This window comes from Knoellia sp. B-D-2 (assembly GCF_057714695.1).
Genome location: NZ_CM173189.1, coordinates 2,539,720 through 2,555,236 on the forward strand (window position 1 = coordinate 2,539,720; position 15,517 = coordinate 2,555,236).

General features: G+C 71.5%; 12 protein-coding genes. 5 read left to right on the plus strand and 7 right to left on the minus strand.

All coding sequences use genetic code 11. The annotated features are described in order from the left end of the window. Nucleotides 1–70: 70 nt before the first annotated feature. Both AC3EU2_RS12055 and AC3EU2_RS12060 read right to left on the minus strand, forming a co-directional pair. The gene (locus AC3EU2_RS12055; protein ID WP_488176540.1) at nucleotides 71–1,582 is read right to left on the minus strand and encodes a uracil-xanthine permease family protein; all 1,512 of its coding nucleotides are present in this window, start codon (nucleotides 1,580–1,582) and stop codon (nucleotides 71–73) included. Nucleotides 1,583–1,742: 160 nt separating this feature from the next. Beyond that, nucleotides 1,743–2,891, minus strand: a complete 1,149-nt coding sequence (locus tag AC3EU2_RS12060; RefSeq protein WP_488176541.1) for an ROK family transcriptional regulator — start codon at nucleotides 2,889–2,891, stop codon at nucleotides 1,743–1,745. A 106-nt stretch (nucleotides 2,892–2,997) separates the two neighbouring features. On the opposite strand from AC3EU2_RS12060, the gene AC3EU2_RS12065 reads away from it, so the two are divergent. After that, nucleotides 2,998–4,284, plus strand: a complete 1,287-nt coding sequence (locus tag AC3EU2_RS12065) for a DUF1479 domain-containing protein (RefSeq protein WP_488176542.1) — start codon at nucleotides 2,998–3,000, stop codon at nucleotides 4,282–4,284. 129 nt (nucleotides 4,285–4,413) lie between these two features. Here AC3EU2_RS12065 and AC3EU2_RS12070 read toward each other — a convergent pair whose 3' ends face one another. Beyond that, entirely contained in the window at nucleotides 4,414–5,742 is a 1,329-nt protein-coding gene (locus AC3EU2_RS12070; protein WP_488176543.1) for a PucR family transcriptional regulator, read from the minus strand. A gap of 78 nt (nucleotides 5,743–5,820) precedes the next feature. Between AC3EU2_RS12070 and AC3EU2_RS12075 the strand changes: the two genes are divergently transcribed. The 4 genes from AC3EU2_RS12075 to AC3EU2_RS12090 all read left to right on the plus strand — a co-directional run bounded on the left by AC3EU2_RS12075 (nucleotide 5,821) and on the right by AC3EU2_RS12090 (nucleotide 10,571). Further along, nucleotides 5,821–6,528 carry an oxamate carbamoyltransferase subunit AllH family protein gene (locus AC3EU2_RS12075; protein ID WP_488176544.1) on the plus strand — a complete coding sequence of 236 codons (708 nt, stop codon included), beginning with the start codon at nucleotides 5,821–5,823 and terminating at the stop codon, nucleotides 6,526–6,528. Continuing rightward, nucleotides 6,525–8,018: an AllF/FdrA family protein gene (locus AC3EU2_RS12080; RefSeq protein ID WP_488176545.1), complete on the plus strand. Its 1,494-nt coding sequence runs from the start codon at nucleotides 6,525–6,527 to the stop codon at nucleotides 8,016–8,018. The genes AC3EU2_RS12075 and AC3EU2_RS12080 overlap by 4 nt, the downstream gene beginning before the upstream one ends. Next, a complete protein-coding gene (locus tag AC3EU2_RS12085; protein WP_488176546.1) occupies nucleotides 8,018–9,457 on the plus strand; it encodes a YlbE family protein in 1,440 nt (479 codons plus the stop codon). Before AC3EU2_RS12080 ends, AC3EU2_RS12085 begins: the two co-directional genes overlap by 1 nt. A 244-nt stretch (nucleotides 9,458–9,701) precedes the next feature. Then, entirely contained in the window at nucleotides 9,702–10,571 is an 870-nt protein-coding gene (locus tag AC3EU2_RS12090) for a bifunctional methylenetetrahydrofolate dehydrogenase/methenyltetrahydrofolate cyclohydrolase (protein ID WP_488176547.1), read from the plus strand. 124 nt (nucleotides 10,572–10,695) lie between these two features. Here the strand turns inward: AC3EU2_RS12090 and AC3EU2_RS12095 are convergent, their stop codons facing one another. The 4 genes from AC3EU2_RS12095 to AC3EU2_RS12110 form a co-directional block, all read right to left on the minus strand. Further along, entirely contained in the window at nucleotides 10,696–12,165 is a 1,470-nt protein-coding gene (locus tag AC3EU2_RS12095; protein ID WP_488176548.1) for a S8 family peptidase, read from the minus strand. Between the two features lie 248 nt (nucleotides 12,166–12,413). Beyond that, nucleotides 12,414–13,460: a glutathione synthetase gene (locus tag AC3EU2_RS12100; protein WP_488176549.1), complete on the minus strand. Its 1,047-nt coding sequence runs from the start codon at nucleotides 13,458–13,460 to the stop codon at nucleotides 12,414–12,416. Further along, on the minus strand, nucleotides 13,457–14,626 hold the full coding sequence (locus AC3EU2_RS12105) for a peptidase MATCAP family protein (RefSeq protein ID WP_488176550.1): 1,170 nt from the start codon (nucleotides 14,624–14,626) through the stop codon (nucleotides 13,457–13,459). The genes AC3EU2_RS12100 and AC3EU2_RS12105 overlap by 4 nt, the downstream gene beginning before the upstream one ends. Next, complete coding sequence (locus tag AC3EU2_RS12110) at nucleotides 14,623–15,432, minus strand: N-formylglutamate amidohydrolase (protein WP_488176551.1); 810 nt, start codon at nucleotides 15,430–15,432, stop codon at nucleotides 14,623–14,625. Before AC3EU2_RS12110 ends, AC3EU2_RS12105 begins: the two co-directional genes overlap by 4 nt. Nucleotides 15,433–15,517: the final 85 nt, after the last annotated feature.

Genomic DNA, 15,517 nt, shown 5'->3' on the forward strand with positions numbered 1-15,517 from the left:
CTGCTGGTCGTATTGGGGGAATGGCGCCGCCCCGCCCGGAGTCGTCCCCGGGCGGGGCGGCGGTGACGTGTCAGACCCGGCGGTCGCGGTCCGGGTCGCGCTCACCCTTGTCGCCGGGGTATCCGGGCTGGTACAGGTCGTCGATGCCGTCCTCGTCACCGTAGACCCGGTCGCCGGTGGCGATGGCGGTGCCTCCGCCCGAGCCTCCGGCGTCGGCGCGCCGACGGAGGTCGGCCGGGGCGAGGGTGCGCGCCAGGTGGAAGGCGCCGATCGCGACGATCGTGCCGAGGGCGATGCCACTGAGGGTGAAGTCCTCGCTGAACTTGAGCTTGACGTCGCCGATGCCGATGACGATGCCGGCGGCGACGGGGACGAGGTTGATCGGGTTGGCGAAGTCGACCCCGTTCTCCTTCCAGATCTTGGCGCCGAGCAGGCCGATCATCCCGTAGAGGACGACCGTGATGCCGCCGAGCACGCCACCCGGGACGGACGCGACGAGCGCACCGAACTTGGGGGAGAGACCGAAGAGGATCGCGACGAGCGCCGCCACGTAGTAGGCCGCCGTGGAGTAGACGCGGGTGGCCGCCATGACGCCGATGTTCTCGGCGTAGGTCGTTGTGGGGGAGCCACCGACGACCGAGGCGAGCATCGTGCCGACGCCGTCGGCGCCGATCGCGCGGCCCATGTCCTTGTCGAGGTCCGCGCCGGTCATCTCGGCGACGGCCTTGACGTGGCCGGTGTTCTCGGCGATGAGGGCGATGACGGCGGGGAGGACGAGGAGGATCGCGGCCGTGGTGAAGGTCGGGGTGTGCCAGCCGGCCACCTCGGTGCCGTCGGCGTTGAAGATGGTCTTGGCCGGGAAGCCGAGCCACGCGGCGTCACCGATCGCGTCGGTGTTCCAGCGGAAGTGGTCGGTCGCCTCGGTGGCGCCGCCCAGGACCGAGTTGATCTGGCCGATCGTCTTGTCGAGGACCCACGACAGCAGCGTGCCGAAGATCAGCGCGAGGAAGATCGCGATGCGGCTGATGAACCCCTTGAAGGCCACCGCACAGACGATGGTGAAGAGCATCGTCAGCAGCGCGACCCACTGGTCCTGCGGCCAGTAGATGTTGGCCACGACCGGGGCGAGGTTGAAGCCGATGAGCATGACGACGGCGCCGGTGACGACGGGCGGCAGGACCTTGTGGAGGACCGCCGAGCCGAGGAAGTGGATCGCGAGGCCGACGAGCGCGAGCACGAGGCCGGCGACGAGGATCGCGCCGGTGACCTCGGAGGAGTCGCCGCCCTGGGAGCGGATCGCCGCGACCCCGCCGACGAACGCGGCGGAGGTGCCGAGGTAGCTGGGCACGCGTCCCTGGACGATGAGGAGGAACGCGATGGTCGCGATGCCGCTCATCATGATCGCGAGCTGCGGGTTGAGGCCCATGACGAGCGGGAAGACGAAGGTCGCGCCGAACATCGCGACGACGTGCTGCGCGCCGAGGCCGACGGTGCGGCCCCAGTCGAGGCGCTCGTGAGGAGCGACGACGTCGTCAGGCCCGAGCGTGCCCTCCTTGAGGGTCCAGCCAAATCCGAGAGCCATGTGCGTACCTTCCTCAGCGGGCGACGCGCGTGGTGTCACGTCGTCGTGGATACGAGGACGCTAACCGCGACGCCCTCGGGGACATTCGTCAATCTGTGACAGCGGACCCCGGGCGGGCTTGGCAAGTCGGGGTGGCCTCTGTCACAAGGGCTGACACGCGTCATCGTGGCACGGCGTGCGCCTCGGGAGCCCAGGTCCGGAGCAACTCGCCGAGCGCATTGGCGCGGGCGCCGACCAGGGGGGCGTTCTCGGTCACCTCGGCCCTGCGAACGGTGGCCTGGAGCCCGTCCGCCTCGGCGATCGCGGTGGTCACCGCGTCGACGACTTTGGTATGCCGTCCCCACCCTCCGCTGAGCACCACCAGCTCCGGGTCGAGGAGGTAGCAGTGGGCCCGGACGACCTGGGCGACGGCGGCGGCGAGGGTGCGGGCCTGGCCGACGCCGCGGTCGAGGTCCTCGACGACGGCCTCGACGTCGACGGCCGTGCCGCCCTCGCGGAGGTAGCCGAGGGCCTCGACGCACTCCATGAGGGTGCCGCTCCGCGTCGCCGCCGACCCTCGCCGCTGGACCGAGGTGAGGGAGTAGGCGATCTCACCGGCGAGGCCGCGCGCGCCGTGCAGCGGCCGGCCACCGCTCCACAGGGCCGCACCCATCCCCTCGTCGAGGTGGACGTGGAGGACGTCGTCGACCCCGTCCGCGACACCGTGCTCGCGTTCGGCGAGCAACGCCCAGCTGACGTCGTTGTCGACGACCGGGGGCACCGGGACGACGCCGTCGAGGAGGGCGACGGGGTCGAGCTCCCCGACGAGGAACGGGCTGGCCGGCAGCTCGATGACCCGTCCGGTGCGCCGGTCCACGGGGTCGGCGACGGCGAGGGTCATGGCCCGGATCGGCCCGGGGGAGTCGGCCGCGAGCGAACGGCATACGGCGACGAGGGCACGTCCGAGCGCGCCTGGGGTGACGGGCACCGGGATCGACCGTCGCCGGCTGGCGACGGTGCGACCGTCGAGGGCGACCACCTCGCCGACGATGCCGTGCGGTCCGGCCTGGACGGCGAGGGCGCAACCGGCCGTGTCGTTGACGGTGAGGTAGGTGCCGGCCCGGCCGCGACCCCCGGTCGCGCGCTCGCCCTCGACGAGGACGCCGGAGGAGAGCAGGCGCGCGACGCTCTGCGAGACGGTGGGCTTGGAGAGTCCGGTGGCGCTGGCGGCCGCGGCACGGGTCAGCTGGCCGGCCGTTGCCACCGCGGCGAGGACGTGGCGGTCGCTCATGGAGCGCAGCAGGTCGAGAGTGGGCAGGTCGGCGGGCACGTCGGAACCTTTCGTCAGGACTCCTTGCAAAGTAGCAGAGCGCTGCGCTACCGTTGCCTTCAGTCAGGACTCCTAACAAACTATCGCCGCCGAGTGAGGACCATCGATGACCACGCAGACCGACACACCCCAGCTGCCCCACTGGGAGAGCAAGCCCGAGGACGTCACGGGCGCCATCGTCGAGGTGAAGCGCGCGCTGCGTGCCCGCATCGCCGCGAGTGGCCGCACCGTCGAGGAGCTCTTCGCCGAGCTCGAGGCGTCCATCGCCCTCAAGGTCGAGAAGATCAAGGCCGAGCGCGCCTCAGGGGAGAGCGTCTGGCCGGTCATCGACTTCGCCGACATCGAGGCCGGCACCGTTCCCGCCGAGCTCGCCGCCAAGGTCAAGGAGCGCGGCTGCGCCGTGGTGCGCGGCACCTTCCCGAACGATCAGGCCCTGCAGTGGGACCGCGACATCGTCGACTACGTGGAGCGCAACAAGTTCTTCGAGACCTACACCGGTCCGGCCGACGACTTCTTCGCGAGCGTCGAGAGCACGCCCGAGATCTACCCGATCTACTGGTCGCAGCCGCAGATGGAGGCGCGCCAGAGCCCGCGGATGGCCGCGGTGCAGGGCTTCCTCAACAGCCGGTGGACGCACGAGTCCGAGGGTCGCCAGTGGTTCGACCCGGACCGGGACTCGCTCTACCCCGACCGCATCCGCCGCCGCCCGCCGGGCACGGACTCGGCGGGGCTCGGCACCCACGTCGACACCGGCAGCATCGACCTCTTCATGACCGAGGGCTACCAGCAGGTCTTCCGCCACCTGTTCTCCGGCGACGTCGAGAGCTACGACCCGTGGAACGCGGCCCACCGCACCGAGGCCGTGAACTACCCAGCGTCGACGATGTGCTCGGCGTTCCGCACCTTCCAGGGTTGGACGGCGCTGTCCGACATGGGCCACGACCAGGGTGTCCTCCACACGGTGCCGATCCCGGAGGCGATGGCCTACCTCATGCTGCGCCCGCTGCTCGACGACGTCCCCGACGACGAGCTCTGCGGTATCGCCCACAACCAGACCTTCCCCATCACGTGGAAGTGGCACCCGCTGCTCATGGAGGCCGTCTCCGGCATCCCCGACGTGCAGGCGGGCGACACCGTGTGGTGGCACTGCGACCTCATCCACTCCGTCGCGCAGGTCGAGGACCAGGTGGGCTGGGGCAACGTCATGTACATCCCCGCCGCGCCGTGGTGCCCCCGCAACGAGGCGTACGCCGCGAGCGTGCGGGAGGCGTTCCTCACTGGTTCCAGCCCGAGCGACTTCCCCGAGGAGCACTACGAGCGCGACTGGAAGGGCCGGTTCCAGCCCGAGCAGCTCAACGAGATCGGCCGGCGCGGCCTCGGCCTCACCGACTGACACGCCCGCTTGCGTCCGCAACCCTGGTCGCGAACCCGACCAACGTTGCGGACGCAACGGTGGCGCTCCTTTGCGTCCGCAACCCTGGTCGAAAAGCCGACCAGGGTTGCGGACGCAAGGGAGGCTCGCTCAGACGCCGCGCATCTGGCGGATCCGCAGGGCGAGCGCCAGGGTGAGGCGGAGCTGCGGGTCGGTCGTGAACGGCCCGAGCATCTGCTCGAGCTTGGCGATCCGGTAGCGCAGCGTGTTGTAGTGGAAGAAGAGGAGTCGCGCCGTCTCGGCGACGTTGAGGTTGGTGTCGAGCAGGACCTGCAGGGTCTGGCGCAGGTCGGCGTACGACGCCTGGTCGTCGGTGGCCAGCGCACCGAGCGCCTCGTCGACGAACGCACGCAGGTCGGCCGTGTCGGGGATGAGCGACAGCAGCCGGTAGATCCCCAGGCCGTCGAAGTGCATGACCGCCGACTCGCCCTGCATCTGCCGGCCGACGGCCACCGCGCGCAGCGCCTCGGAGTAGGCCCGCGGGATGTCGGCCACCGAGTCGACGGGCCGTGACACGCCGGTGGAGAACGAGCGCCGGCCGCCGCCACCGTCGCCGCGCACGATCTTGACCATCTCGCCCACGGACCGCATGACGGTGTCGTGCTCACCGTCGCCGCCACACGGCGCGGGCATGAGGGCGACGACCTCCTGGCTGAAGCCCGCCACCGGCGCCATCGGCTCGCGGGTGCGCACCGCCTGCACCCACGCGCGCACGAACCGGTCCTGCAGGGAGCGCACCTCGTCGCTGGTCCGCGCCGTGTGGGCGTCGTCCTCGTCGGTCTCGGCGACGACGACGACCATGCGCCGGTCGAGGTTCCAGCCGAGCGCGGCGGCGTGCGCGACCGCCTCGGTCGGGGACCCCACCCGGCCGACGAGCGTGTCGCGGAGGAACTCGGCGCGGTACTTGCCCTCGACCGCCGACACGGCCTGGTCCTTGGTGATCGCCAGCGCCGCCACGGCGGCCGCGCGCTCGAGCCCGTGCACGTCGGTCGTCGTGAGGACCCGGCCCGGGGTGAAGATCGCGAGCAGTCCGTGGTCCGAGGTGCCGGCGACGATCCGCACCATCGCCCGCTCCGACTTCGTCACGCCCCCGGCTCGCACCCCCACGGGCTCGTCCTCGACGATGAGCCGCCCGGTCCGGTCGAAGCACTCGAGCCCCATGACGTGGGCGAACGACTCCTCGGAACCCGCCTTCGCGACGGTCCGGCCGTCGGTGGTCGTCACGAGGGCCACCCCGGGGAAGAGCGTGACGAGGGCCTCGCAGAGGTCGTCGAGCGAGCCGCCGGCGAGGACGGTCTGGACGAGGATGCGGTTGACCTCGTCCTCACGCCGGAGCAGCTCGGACTGGTGCTCCACCACACGCCGGAGCGACGCGACCGTCGACGCGACGTCGTCGCCGTCCGACTCCGTCGATGGCAAGTGCTGGCCCTCAGCAGGCGGATCGTTGGCAACTTTTACCATCCGGCCACTGTAGTCATCCTGACTACCGTTTCAGGGGTGCTTCCCACAATCCCCGCCGCGGTGTCGCCGCTCGTCCGGGGTCTCGTCGCGGGCCGGGTGAGGCCCGCCGTGGTGCTCGCGGCGTTCCCGACGGCGCTCTACCTCGCGCTCGCCGACGAAGCCGCCGAGCACGCCGACGTCGTCGCCGTCGTCACCAGTGACGCACTCGTCCTCCCGACCGCGATCCTCCTCGCCACCCCCTCGCCGCACCCGTGGGGTGTCGTGCCGGGCGACATCGTCATGCTCGGAGGTGATGTGGTCGCGCTGCGCGGACACGGCATACGCGTCGTGCGCTCGTGGCGACCACGGCGAGTCGGGACGGCGGCACCCAGCGCGGCCACCTTCGACTGGCGCGGTCTCCTCGCGGACGTCGGGCGAGGGGAGGGGCTCACCCCCCGCGCCGACGACGTCCTCTGCGGTGCGCTCCTCGCGGCGCGCGCGGTCGGCATCGCCGGTCCCGAGACGCTCCCGCTCGAGCGGACGACGAGCCTGTCCGCGTCCCTGCTCGGCGCCGCGAACGAGGGGTATGCCGTGTCCTGCGTCGTCGACCACGTCACCGCCGCGGTGGCCGGCTCCCCGGACGTCGAGCGCACTCGCGAGCAGGTCCTCGCCATCGGTCACACCTCCGGCGCCGGACTGGTCGAGGGAATCGACCTCGTCCTCCACGCCGCCACCAGCCCCCAGCCGGAAGGAATCCTGTCGTGAGCATCACCCACGTCGACGTGCGCCGAGGCGCGTACCACGACTCCGTCACCCTGCTCCAGGTCTCACGCACCGTCGCCGACGCCGAGGGAGTGGAGGCGGCCCAGGTGGCGATGGCGACCGAGCTCAACGTCGAGGTGCTCACCGGGATGGGGTTCGACATCCCCGACGGCGCGGGCCCGAACGACCTCGTCCTCGCGGTCCGCGGCACCGACGACGCGGGGGTCGCGGCCGGGATCGCCGTCGCCGAGGCCGCCCTCGCCGCGAAGTCCGTGCCCTCCAGCGGCGGGTTCGGCGACCCGCCCACGCCGCGCACCGTCGGAGGAGCCCTGCGCGCCGGCGGAGCCGACCTCGCCCTCATCTCCGTGCCCGGGCGCTTCGCCACGGCCGAGGCGCTCGACGCCATCGCGGCCGGCGCCTCGGTGATGCTCTTCTCGGACAACGTCTCCGTGGAGGACGAGATCCTCCTCAAGGACGCCGCCGCGGACGCCGACGTGCTCGTCATGGGCCCGGACTGCGGCACGGCCGTCATCGGGGGAGTCGCCCTCGGCTTCGCCAACGTCGTCGAGGCCGGCCCGATCGGGATGGTCGCCGCGTCCGGCACCGGGGCCCAGCAGCTCATGTGCCTGCTCGACGCCGCCGGGGTCGGGATCTCCCACTGCCTGGGGGTCGGCGGCCGCGACCTCAAGACCGCCGTCGGTGGGCGCTCGACCCGGCAGGCGCTCGCCGCCCTCGCCGCGGACCCCGCGACGACGTCGATCGTCGTCGTCTCCAAGCCGCCGGACGAGGCGGTCCTCGCCGACCTCGAGGCGTATGCCGGCGGGCTCGGTGTGCCCGTCCGCTGGGCCACGCTCGGTGCCGGTCGCCCTGACCTCACCTCCGCGCTCGAGGCCGTGCTGCGGGCCGAGGGTCGCGAGGTGCCGCAGTGGCCCACGTGGGTGGCGACAGAGGACCCGGAGCCCGGCACCGTGGCCGGGGCGCTGCGCGGCCTCTTCTGCGGCGGGACGCTCGCCGACGACGCGATGCTCATCGCCGCCGAGACGCTGGGCGACATCCGCTCCAACATCCCGCTGCGCGACGACCTCGCGCTCGGGTCGGACCTTCGTCACGACGGACACCTCGTCATCGACTTCGGCGACGACGGCCTCACCCAGGGCCGCGCGCACCCGATGATCGACCCCAGCCTGCGGATGGAGCGGATCGCCACCGAGGCGGCCGACCCGACCTGCGGCGTCCTGCTCCTCGACCTCATCCTCGGGTACGGCGCCCACGCCGACCCCGCCGGCGAGCTCGCCGACGCCATTCGCGCGGCCCGGACCGCCGCCCGTGACGGTGGACGGGTCCTGCCCGTCGTCGTCTCGGTCACCGGCACCGAGGGCGACCCGCAGGGGCTCACCGCGACCTGCGAGGCGCTCGCCGCCGCCGGTGCCTCGGTCTTCCTCTCCAACCGTGATGCCACCCGGCACGCCCTCACCTTCCTCGGAGGTCTCTGATGACCCAGCCCACCGCACCGACCACGGGCGGGGCCTTGCGCGGGCCCCTGCGTGGGCTCCTCGCCGTCGAGTCGCCCGCCGTGGCCACCGCCGGGGTGCCCCTCTTCGCCGAGGCCCTGCGCGGTCAGGCCGTCGCGGTCACCGCGGCCGACTGGCAGCCGCCCATGGAGGGGACCGAGGCCGACCTCGGCCGGGTCATGGCCGACGCGCGGCGTGCGGAGGCGAACGCGACGGCATACGCCCGTCTCACGGCCTCGACCGCCGAGCTGTGCGACGTCAAGCAGGCCAAGGACGCGCTCGGACTCGAGCGGGGGACGTTCCTGCACGCCGGTCCGCCCATCGACTGGGAGCGCGCGTCGGGGCCGCTGCGCGGGGCGTTCATCGGCGCGGTGCTCTTCGAGGGTCTCGCCGACACCGCCGAGGAGGCCGAGAAGGCCCTCGCCGCAGGGAAGTTCACGTTCGAGCCGTGCCACCACCGCAACGCGGTGGGCCCGATGGCGGGCGTCGTCTCGCCGTCGATGTGGATGTACGGGCTGCGCGACGAGGTTCACGACGCGTGGTCGTGGTGCTCGCTCAACGAGGGGCTCGGCAAGGTGCTGCGCTACGGCGCGTACGGGCCCGAGGTCGTCGACCGGCTGCACTGGATGACCGACGTCCTCGGCCCGATCCTCCAGCAGTCGGTGCGGGCCACCGGACCGTTCGACATCAAGTCGATCCTCGCGCAGATGCTCCAGATGGGCGACGAGGGGCACAACCGCAACCGGGCCGGCTCGCTCATGCTGCTGCGCGAGCTCCTCCCGGGGATGATCACCGCCGACGCCAGCTCGAGCGACATCGCCGAGGCGGTGCGCTTCTCGGGCGCCAACGAGCACTTCTTCCTCAACCTCGGTATGCCGGCCTGCAAGCTCGCGACGATGGCCGCGCACGGCATCCCGGGCTCGTCGCTCGTGACGACCTTGGCGCGCAACGGCACCGACTTCGGCATCCGGGTCTCGGGGACCGGCGACGAGTGGTTCACCGGTCCGGCGAACACCCCGGAGGGGCTGTTCCTCGGGGACTACGGGCCCGACGACGCGAACCCCGACATCGGCGACTCGGCGATCACCGAGACCGCCGGCATCGGCGGGTTCGCCATGGCGGCGGCCCCGGCGATCGTCAAGTTCGTCGGCGGGGACGTGGCGTTCGCGCTGCGGGCCACGCAGACGATGTACGAGATCACGATGGGGGAGCACCCGATGTACCAGGTGCCGATCCTCGACTTCCGCGGCACGCCGACCGGCATCGACGTGGTGTCGGTCGTGCGGACCGGGATCCTGCCGCAGATCAACACCGGCATGGCCGGGCGCGTGGCGGGGACGGGCCAGGTCGGCGCCGGGCTCGTGACGCCCCCGGCGGAGTGCTTCCCGGCGGCCCTGGCAGCGCTGGCAGCGCGCGTCTGACCTGCCCCGCGTTGATTGCGTCAGCGCCAGTGGTCGCTAGAACCACCGTTGGCGCTGACGCAATGGGCCCCCGGGGTTGCCTGCGTCAGCGCCAGTGGTCGCTAGAACCACCGTTGGCGCTGACGCTACGGGGCCCCGGGTTGCTTGCGTCAGCGTCAGTGGTCGCTAGAACCACCGTTGGCGCTGACGCAGGGGTGACGGGGAGGTGCCGGGCGGAGGCCGCAGGTCTGGGAGGATGGCGCGCGTGACCGCACAGACTCTCGACGGCAAGGCGATCCTCGCGACCATCAAGGAGGAGCTGCGCGGCCGGGTCTCCGCCCTCGCCGAGCGCGGGATCGTGCCCGGACTCGGCACCGTCCTCGTCGGCAACGACCCGGGCAGCAGCTGGTACGTCAACGCCAAGCACAAGGACTGCGCGGAGATCGGCCTCTCGAGCATGCGTCGCGACCTGCCCGCCGACTCCAGCCTCGACGACGTCCTCGCGGTCGTGCGCGAGTTCAACGCCGACCCGGCGTGCACCGGCTTCCTCGTGCAGCAGCCGACCGGCCTTGACGAGAACCGGATCCTCGCCGAGGTCGACCCCGAGAAGGACGTAGACGGGCTGCACCCGACCAACCTCGGCTGGCTCGTCCTCGGCCACGAGGCGCCGCTTCCGTGCACGCCGGTCGGGTGCATCGAGCTGCTCCGTCGCTACGACGTGCCGATCGCCGGTGCCCGAGTGGTCGTCGTCGGCCGTGGCATCACCGTGGGCCGGCCCCTCTCGCTCATCCTCACCCGCCGTTCGGAGAACGCCACCGTCGTCCAGTGCCACACCGGCACGCGCGACCTGGCCGCCGAGGTCCGTCGGGCCGACATCGTCGTCGCCGCGGCGGGCGTGCCCGGGCTCATCACCGCCGACATGGTCAAGCCGGGCGCCGCGGTCCTCGACGTCGGTGTCAGCCGCGTCGTCGAGGACGACGGCCGCTCGGTCATCGCCGGCGACGTCGCCGCCGACGTGGCCGAGGTCGCCGGCTGGGTGAGCCCCAACCCCGGCGGCGTCGGGCCAATGACCCGCGCCATGCTCCTCAGCAACGTCGTCGAGATCGCCGAGAAGCACGCCGCCGCCTCCCGCTGAGCAACCCGCGGCAGCGGCCCAGAGAAACAGATGAGGCCCGTGCCCCCCACCGGGGGACACGGGCCTCATCTCATGCGGTGGAACTGGTCATGCGGTCGTGCGGGTCATGCGGTGGAGCGGTGGGTCACTTGGTGACGGCGTCGAGCGCGTCGATGAGCCCGTGGCCGTAGTAGCCGGAGCCCGAGGCGCCGCCCTCACAGGTGGCGTCGTTGGCGCCGTCACGGTTGGCGTCGTAGAACTCGGGGCAGGCCAGGGTGTCGGCCTCGCGCTCGAGCGTCTTCATCGCCTGCTTGGCGTTGAGGCCCGTGTCGGTGCCGCGGATGAGCGCGACGACACCGGCGGTGTGCGGGGACGCCATCGAGGTGCCCTGCTTGTAGCCGTAGCCACCGCCCCAGATGGTCGAGAGGACGCGACCGTTCTTGGACGGGGTGTCGGCCACGACACGCGAGTCGCCACCGGGAGCGGCGACGTCGACGACGTTGCGGCCCCAGTTGGAGAAGTACGACTTGACGGCCGTCGGGCCGACCGAGGAGACGGTCACGGTGTTGCCGACCTCGGTGGGCATGTCGTAGCAGCGCTGGTTGGTCTCACGGGGCGTGGGCACCGTGTTGTTGGGGCTGCCCGTGTCGGTGATCGGCTTGGAGAGGTCCCAGGCCGAGTTGCCGGCGGCGGCGACGTTGACGACGTCCTTCTTCTCGCTGTACTTCAGCGCGCGCTCGACGGCGAGGATCGCGGCCTTCTCGTCGAGGTTGGCCTTGCACCACAGCGCGTAGGGGTCGATGTAGTAGGAGTTGTTCGTGACCTCCATGCCCTTGTCCGCGGCCCAGATGAAGCCACAGATGGCGTACTCCGGGTAGATGTAGCCGGCGTCCTCGACGACCTTGACGGACGCGAGCTTGACGTTCGGGGCCACCCCGATGACGCCCTGCTTGTTGCGGGCCGCGGCGATCGTCCCCGCGACGTGGGTGCCGTGGTCGGACGTGGTGGGCTGCCACGCCTTGGAGTCGGTGTTGGGGACGCCGCGGTCGGTGCAGTCGACGGACTGGGAGGCGTCCACGTTGGCAGCGAGGTCGGGGTGGTCGGCCTCGATGCCGGAGTCGAGCACGCCGACGGTGATGTTGCGGTTGCCGTCGGTCTTGAGGTGGGCCTTGTCGGCACCGATCTGGCGCATGTGCCACTGGTTGGCGAAAAGCGGCTCCTGGGTGTCGTCGCCACCGGACGTGCCGGCGCCGAGACCCTGGACCACGCCGTCCACGGGAACGGTGGACGTGGGCTCGTAGGCCTGCATGGCCCGTGACGGGCCGGCGGCGATGATGCCGGGGGACTGGCGGGCCTTGTCGTCGAAGGTGTCGTCGGTCGCGCTGGCGATGACGACGCCGATCTGGGGCCATTCCTGGACGACGGTGCCACCGGCGGCCGTGACGGCGGCGACGGCCTTGTCGGTCCCGGTGCCGCCCTGGGCGACGACGAACGACGTCGGCCCGGCGAGCGGGGCGGCTCCGGCGGGCGCGGTCGCGGTCAGTGCCGTGGCTGCCACGGCGCACGTCGCGGTGGCGGCGATGGCGGCGGCCTTGCGCATGAAGGTCGAGTTCACGTGTTCCTCCTGGTTGTGGGTCGCACGATCGCGACCCACGCTGCACCCTGCCCCGTCGCCCACCGGAGGGCAATGGTTCTGCACAAAACTTTGTGCAATCCATACCTTCGGGGCCGACGGCCGGCCCGGACGCGTATGCCGTCCGCCCCCGCCCCGTCCCCAACTCGCCAATTCCCCGGTTGGGGACGGACACGCCGTGTGCCGAACGGGGGAATTGGCGAGATAGGGACGGTCAGAGGGCCACAGGGTCAGAGGGTGGCGAGGCGGAGGTTGGTCAGCTCGTCGGGGTAGTGGCGCTTGATCCCCACCTTGCGCGCCAGGTCCTCGATGATCGGCGGGGCGTAGTCGTGGCCGTAGAGGCTCTGGCAGGAGCCGAGCCCGCCGGGGCTGAAGACGTTGACCTCCATGAGCTTGTCTCCCACGATGTCGAGCCCGACGAGGAACATGCCGTCGGCGACGAGCTTGGGTCGGACCGCCTCGACGAGCTCGAGCATCCCGTCGGTGACGGCGACCTTGCTCGCCTTGCCGCCCGCCGACATGTTGCTGCGCAGGTCCTCGCTGCTGCTCTTGCGGCGGAAGGCGGCGATCCGGCCGTCCACCTCGAGCGGGCGTCCGTTCATGACGAACATCCGGACGTCGCCCTCACTGGCGGCGGGCAGGTACTCCTGGGCGACGACGTACCCGTCCCGGGCGATCGCCTCGATGATCTGGCTGAGGTTGGGCGACTCCTCGCTGTTGACGAGGAAGACCCCGCTTCCGCCTGATCCCTGCAGCGGCTTGAGGACCGCGCGGCCGCCGAGGTCGGAGATGAAGCCCGCGATCCGGTCCTCGTCGCGGGAGATGAGCGTCTGCGGCCGGACCGCCTCGGGGAAGTGCTGGAAGTAGGCCTTCGAGAGCGCCTGGGCGAGGTTCGTCGGGTCGTTGACGACGAGCACGCCCGACCCGGCGAACAGCTCGCCGAAGGCCACGGCGGCGGTGTTGGCCCACGGTCGGGCCTCGGCGTCGTCGGCCGGGTCGTTGCGGAGCATGACGACGTCGAACTCACCGAGCGGGAGGCGCTCCTCCACGTCGGGCTTCTGCACGTCGTCGAGGAAGCGCTCGAGCGAGCGATAGCTCTTGCCCTTGCCACCGCCGCGGACGCGCGCGGTGAGCGACCCGTCCGGCTCGTACGCGAAGTCTCCGATGCCCATGAGGAACGCCTCGTGGCCCATCTGCGTGGCCGCCATGGCCAGCCGTGTCGTCGTGTAGAGGGGCGACTCGCTCAGGACGTCGTTGACGACGAAACCGATCTTCATGCTGCTCCTTTGATGAGCTGCGCGACGTCGTCGGCCTGGTCGGCCGCGGCGACGAGCCGCTCGGTCGATGCGGGGTCCTCGAGGTAACGAGGGATGAGACGTGGGGGGTGCAGGACGCCGCGCTCGTCGAGCTCGCGGATGAGCGGCAGGTCCTCGAGCGAGAACTTGCCGAGCCAGAGCAGGTCGAGGTCGCCGCCGCCGCGAAGGTGGACGAGCAGCGCGACGAGGCCACGGAGGTAGATCGCGTCCTTGCTCAGCCCGCCGGAGCGGTAGGCGCGCATCGTCGTCGTGAACGCGCTGCTCTCCGGGAAGCCCTCGTCGACGAGAGCCCGCCACGCCTCCACGAAGGAGGCGCCCGCGTGCATCCGGTGGACCGTCAGCACGCGAGCAGCGAGCTGCCGCAGGCGGAACGGGGTCAGCTCGCCGCACCCGATCTCGGCGAGGACCGCCAGGCCCTCCTGCGTCTCGTCGTAGCCGGCGAGGCCGGCGCCGAGGACGCGGACCGGCTGGGCGGAGCCGTTGACCTGGGTGACGAGGTGGGTGCCGACCTCGTGCTGGATGAGCGCGTTGGCGCGGGCCCGCTGGACGGCGGCGTCGTTGTCGATGAGGAGCGTGTTGCCGCTGACCATGACCCCGTTGACGTCGTCGCGCATCTCCGCGTGGATGTCGATCTCGGGGTCGATCGAGCGGTAGTGGTCGATCTCGAGCTGGGCGAGCTCGAGGAACTCGGGCGCCGACAGGCTCTGCCCGGCGCTCTCGACGCGGTGGACCCGGCCCAGGATGTTCTCGGCCTGCTTGCGCAGCTCCGGCGACGCCGCACCGTAGAGCTCGATGCTGAGGGCGCTGAAGTCGTCGGAGTCCCGGGCGCGCAGCATCTCGATCTGCAGCCCGAGCTCGCGGTGCTTGGCCCGCAGGAGGTGGCCGAGCGTGGCGTCCTCCACAGCAGCGACGTCGATGTTCTCGAGCGCCTTGGCGAGGACGTCCGGCGAGACCTCCAGGGGCCGGTAGGTGAACGAGGGGTCCTCGACCCGCCCGTCGACGAACGCGCGGCGCACCTCGTCGGCGTTGACCGGGGTCACGTCGAGGAGGAACTGCATGCCCCCGGCGGTCTGGGCCAGCACGTGGTCGATGGCCAGGTCGGCCACCGAGAAGTGCTCGCTGCTCATCGGTCGCGCCCGACGGAGGCCAGCGCACGCAGCACCGGCTCGACGGTCCCGGCGAGCCCGCGCGACAGCGTGTCGATGCGGGTCCGGTCCGGCTCGCCGGTCCACTCGTCCATGTAGGTCTTCTTGAACTCGAGGGCCAGTGCGACGCCGTGGTCGGGGTAGCGCTCGTGCACCCAGCCCGCGAGGTTGGCGCCCTTGAAGCGCACGTTCTCGCGCACGTCGATCACGCCACCAGCGGTGCCCGTCCCCGACAGGGACTCGATGAAGGCGTCGACGACCTCGCCCCAGCGGTCGCGGTCGAGGGACCCGGTCCCGACGTTGACCTCAGGGTTGTCCTCGGGCTCGGCCTCCGGCTCGTCGGCGCCGTCACGGCGGTGGTTGTACGAGTGCACGTCGTAGAGGACGAACGGGCCGCGCGCCGCCATCTCGTCGAGCCGCTCACCGAGGCGGGCGTAGAAGTCGTCGTGGACGGCGAGGCTGCGCTCGGAGACGTCGTCCGGCAGCGGAGACTCCCGCCAGACCTCGAGGCCCCAGCAGTCCGACGGCCGGCGGTAGACCGCGGCGTCCCGGTCCCGGTTGAGGTCGACCTCGAACCGGGAACGGTGGACGACGAGGCGCGCCGGGCACAGCGAGGCGATCTGCTCGGTGAACGGGTCCTCTTCGCGCAGCCGCGTCTCCTCGTCGAGCACGATGAGGGCGGAAGTCTCGTCCCGCAGGTCGTGCCCTGCGTGGATGGAGGTGGCGACGAGCTGGCCGCTCCAGTCCCCGGCGAAGGTGAAGGCGTCGCGGGATGGGTTGTCTGACATGCGTTCCTGTCTACCTGACCGGGCCACGCGGGAGGCTCCAAGCACCCGCCGATCTTCGGCGCCGCACCACCGGCGACGGCTACGG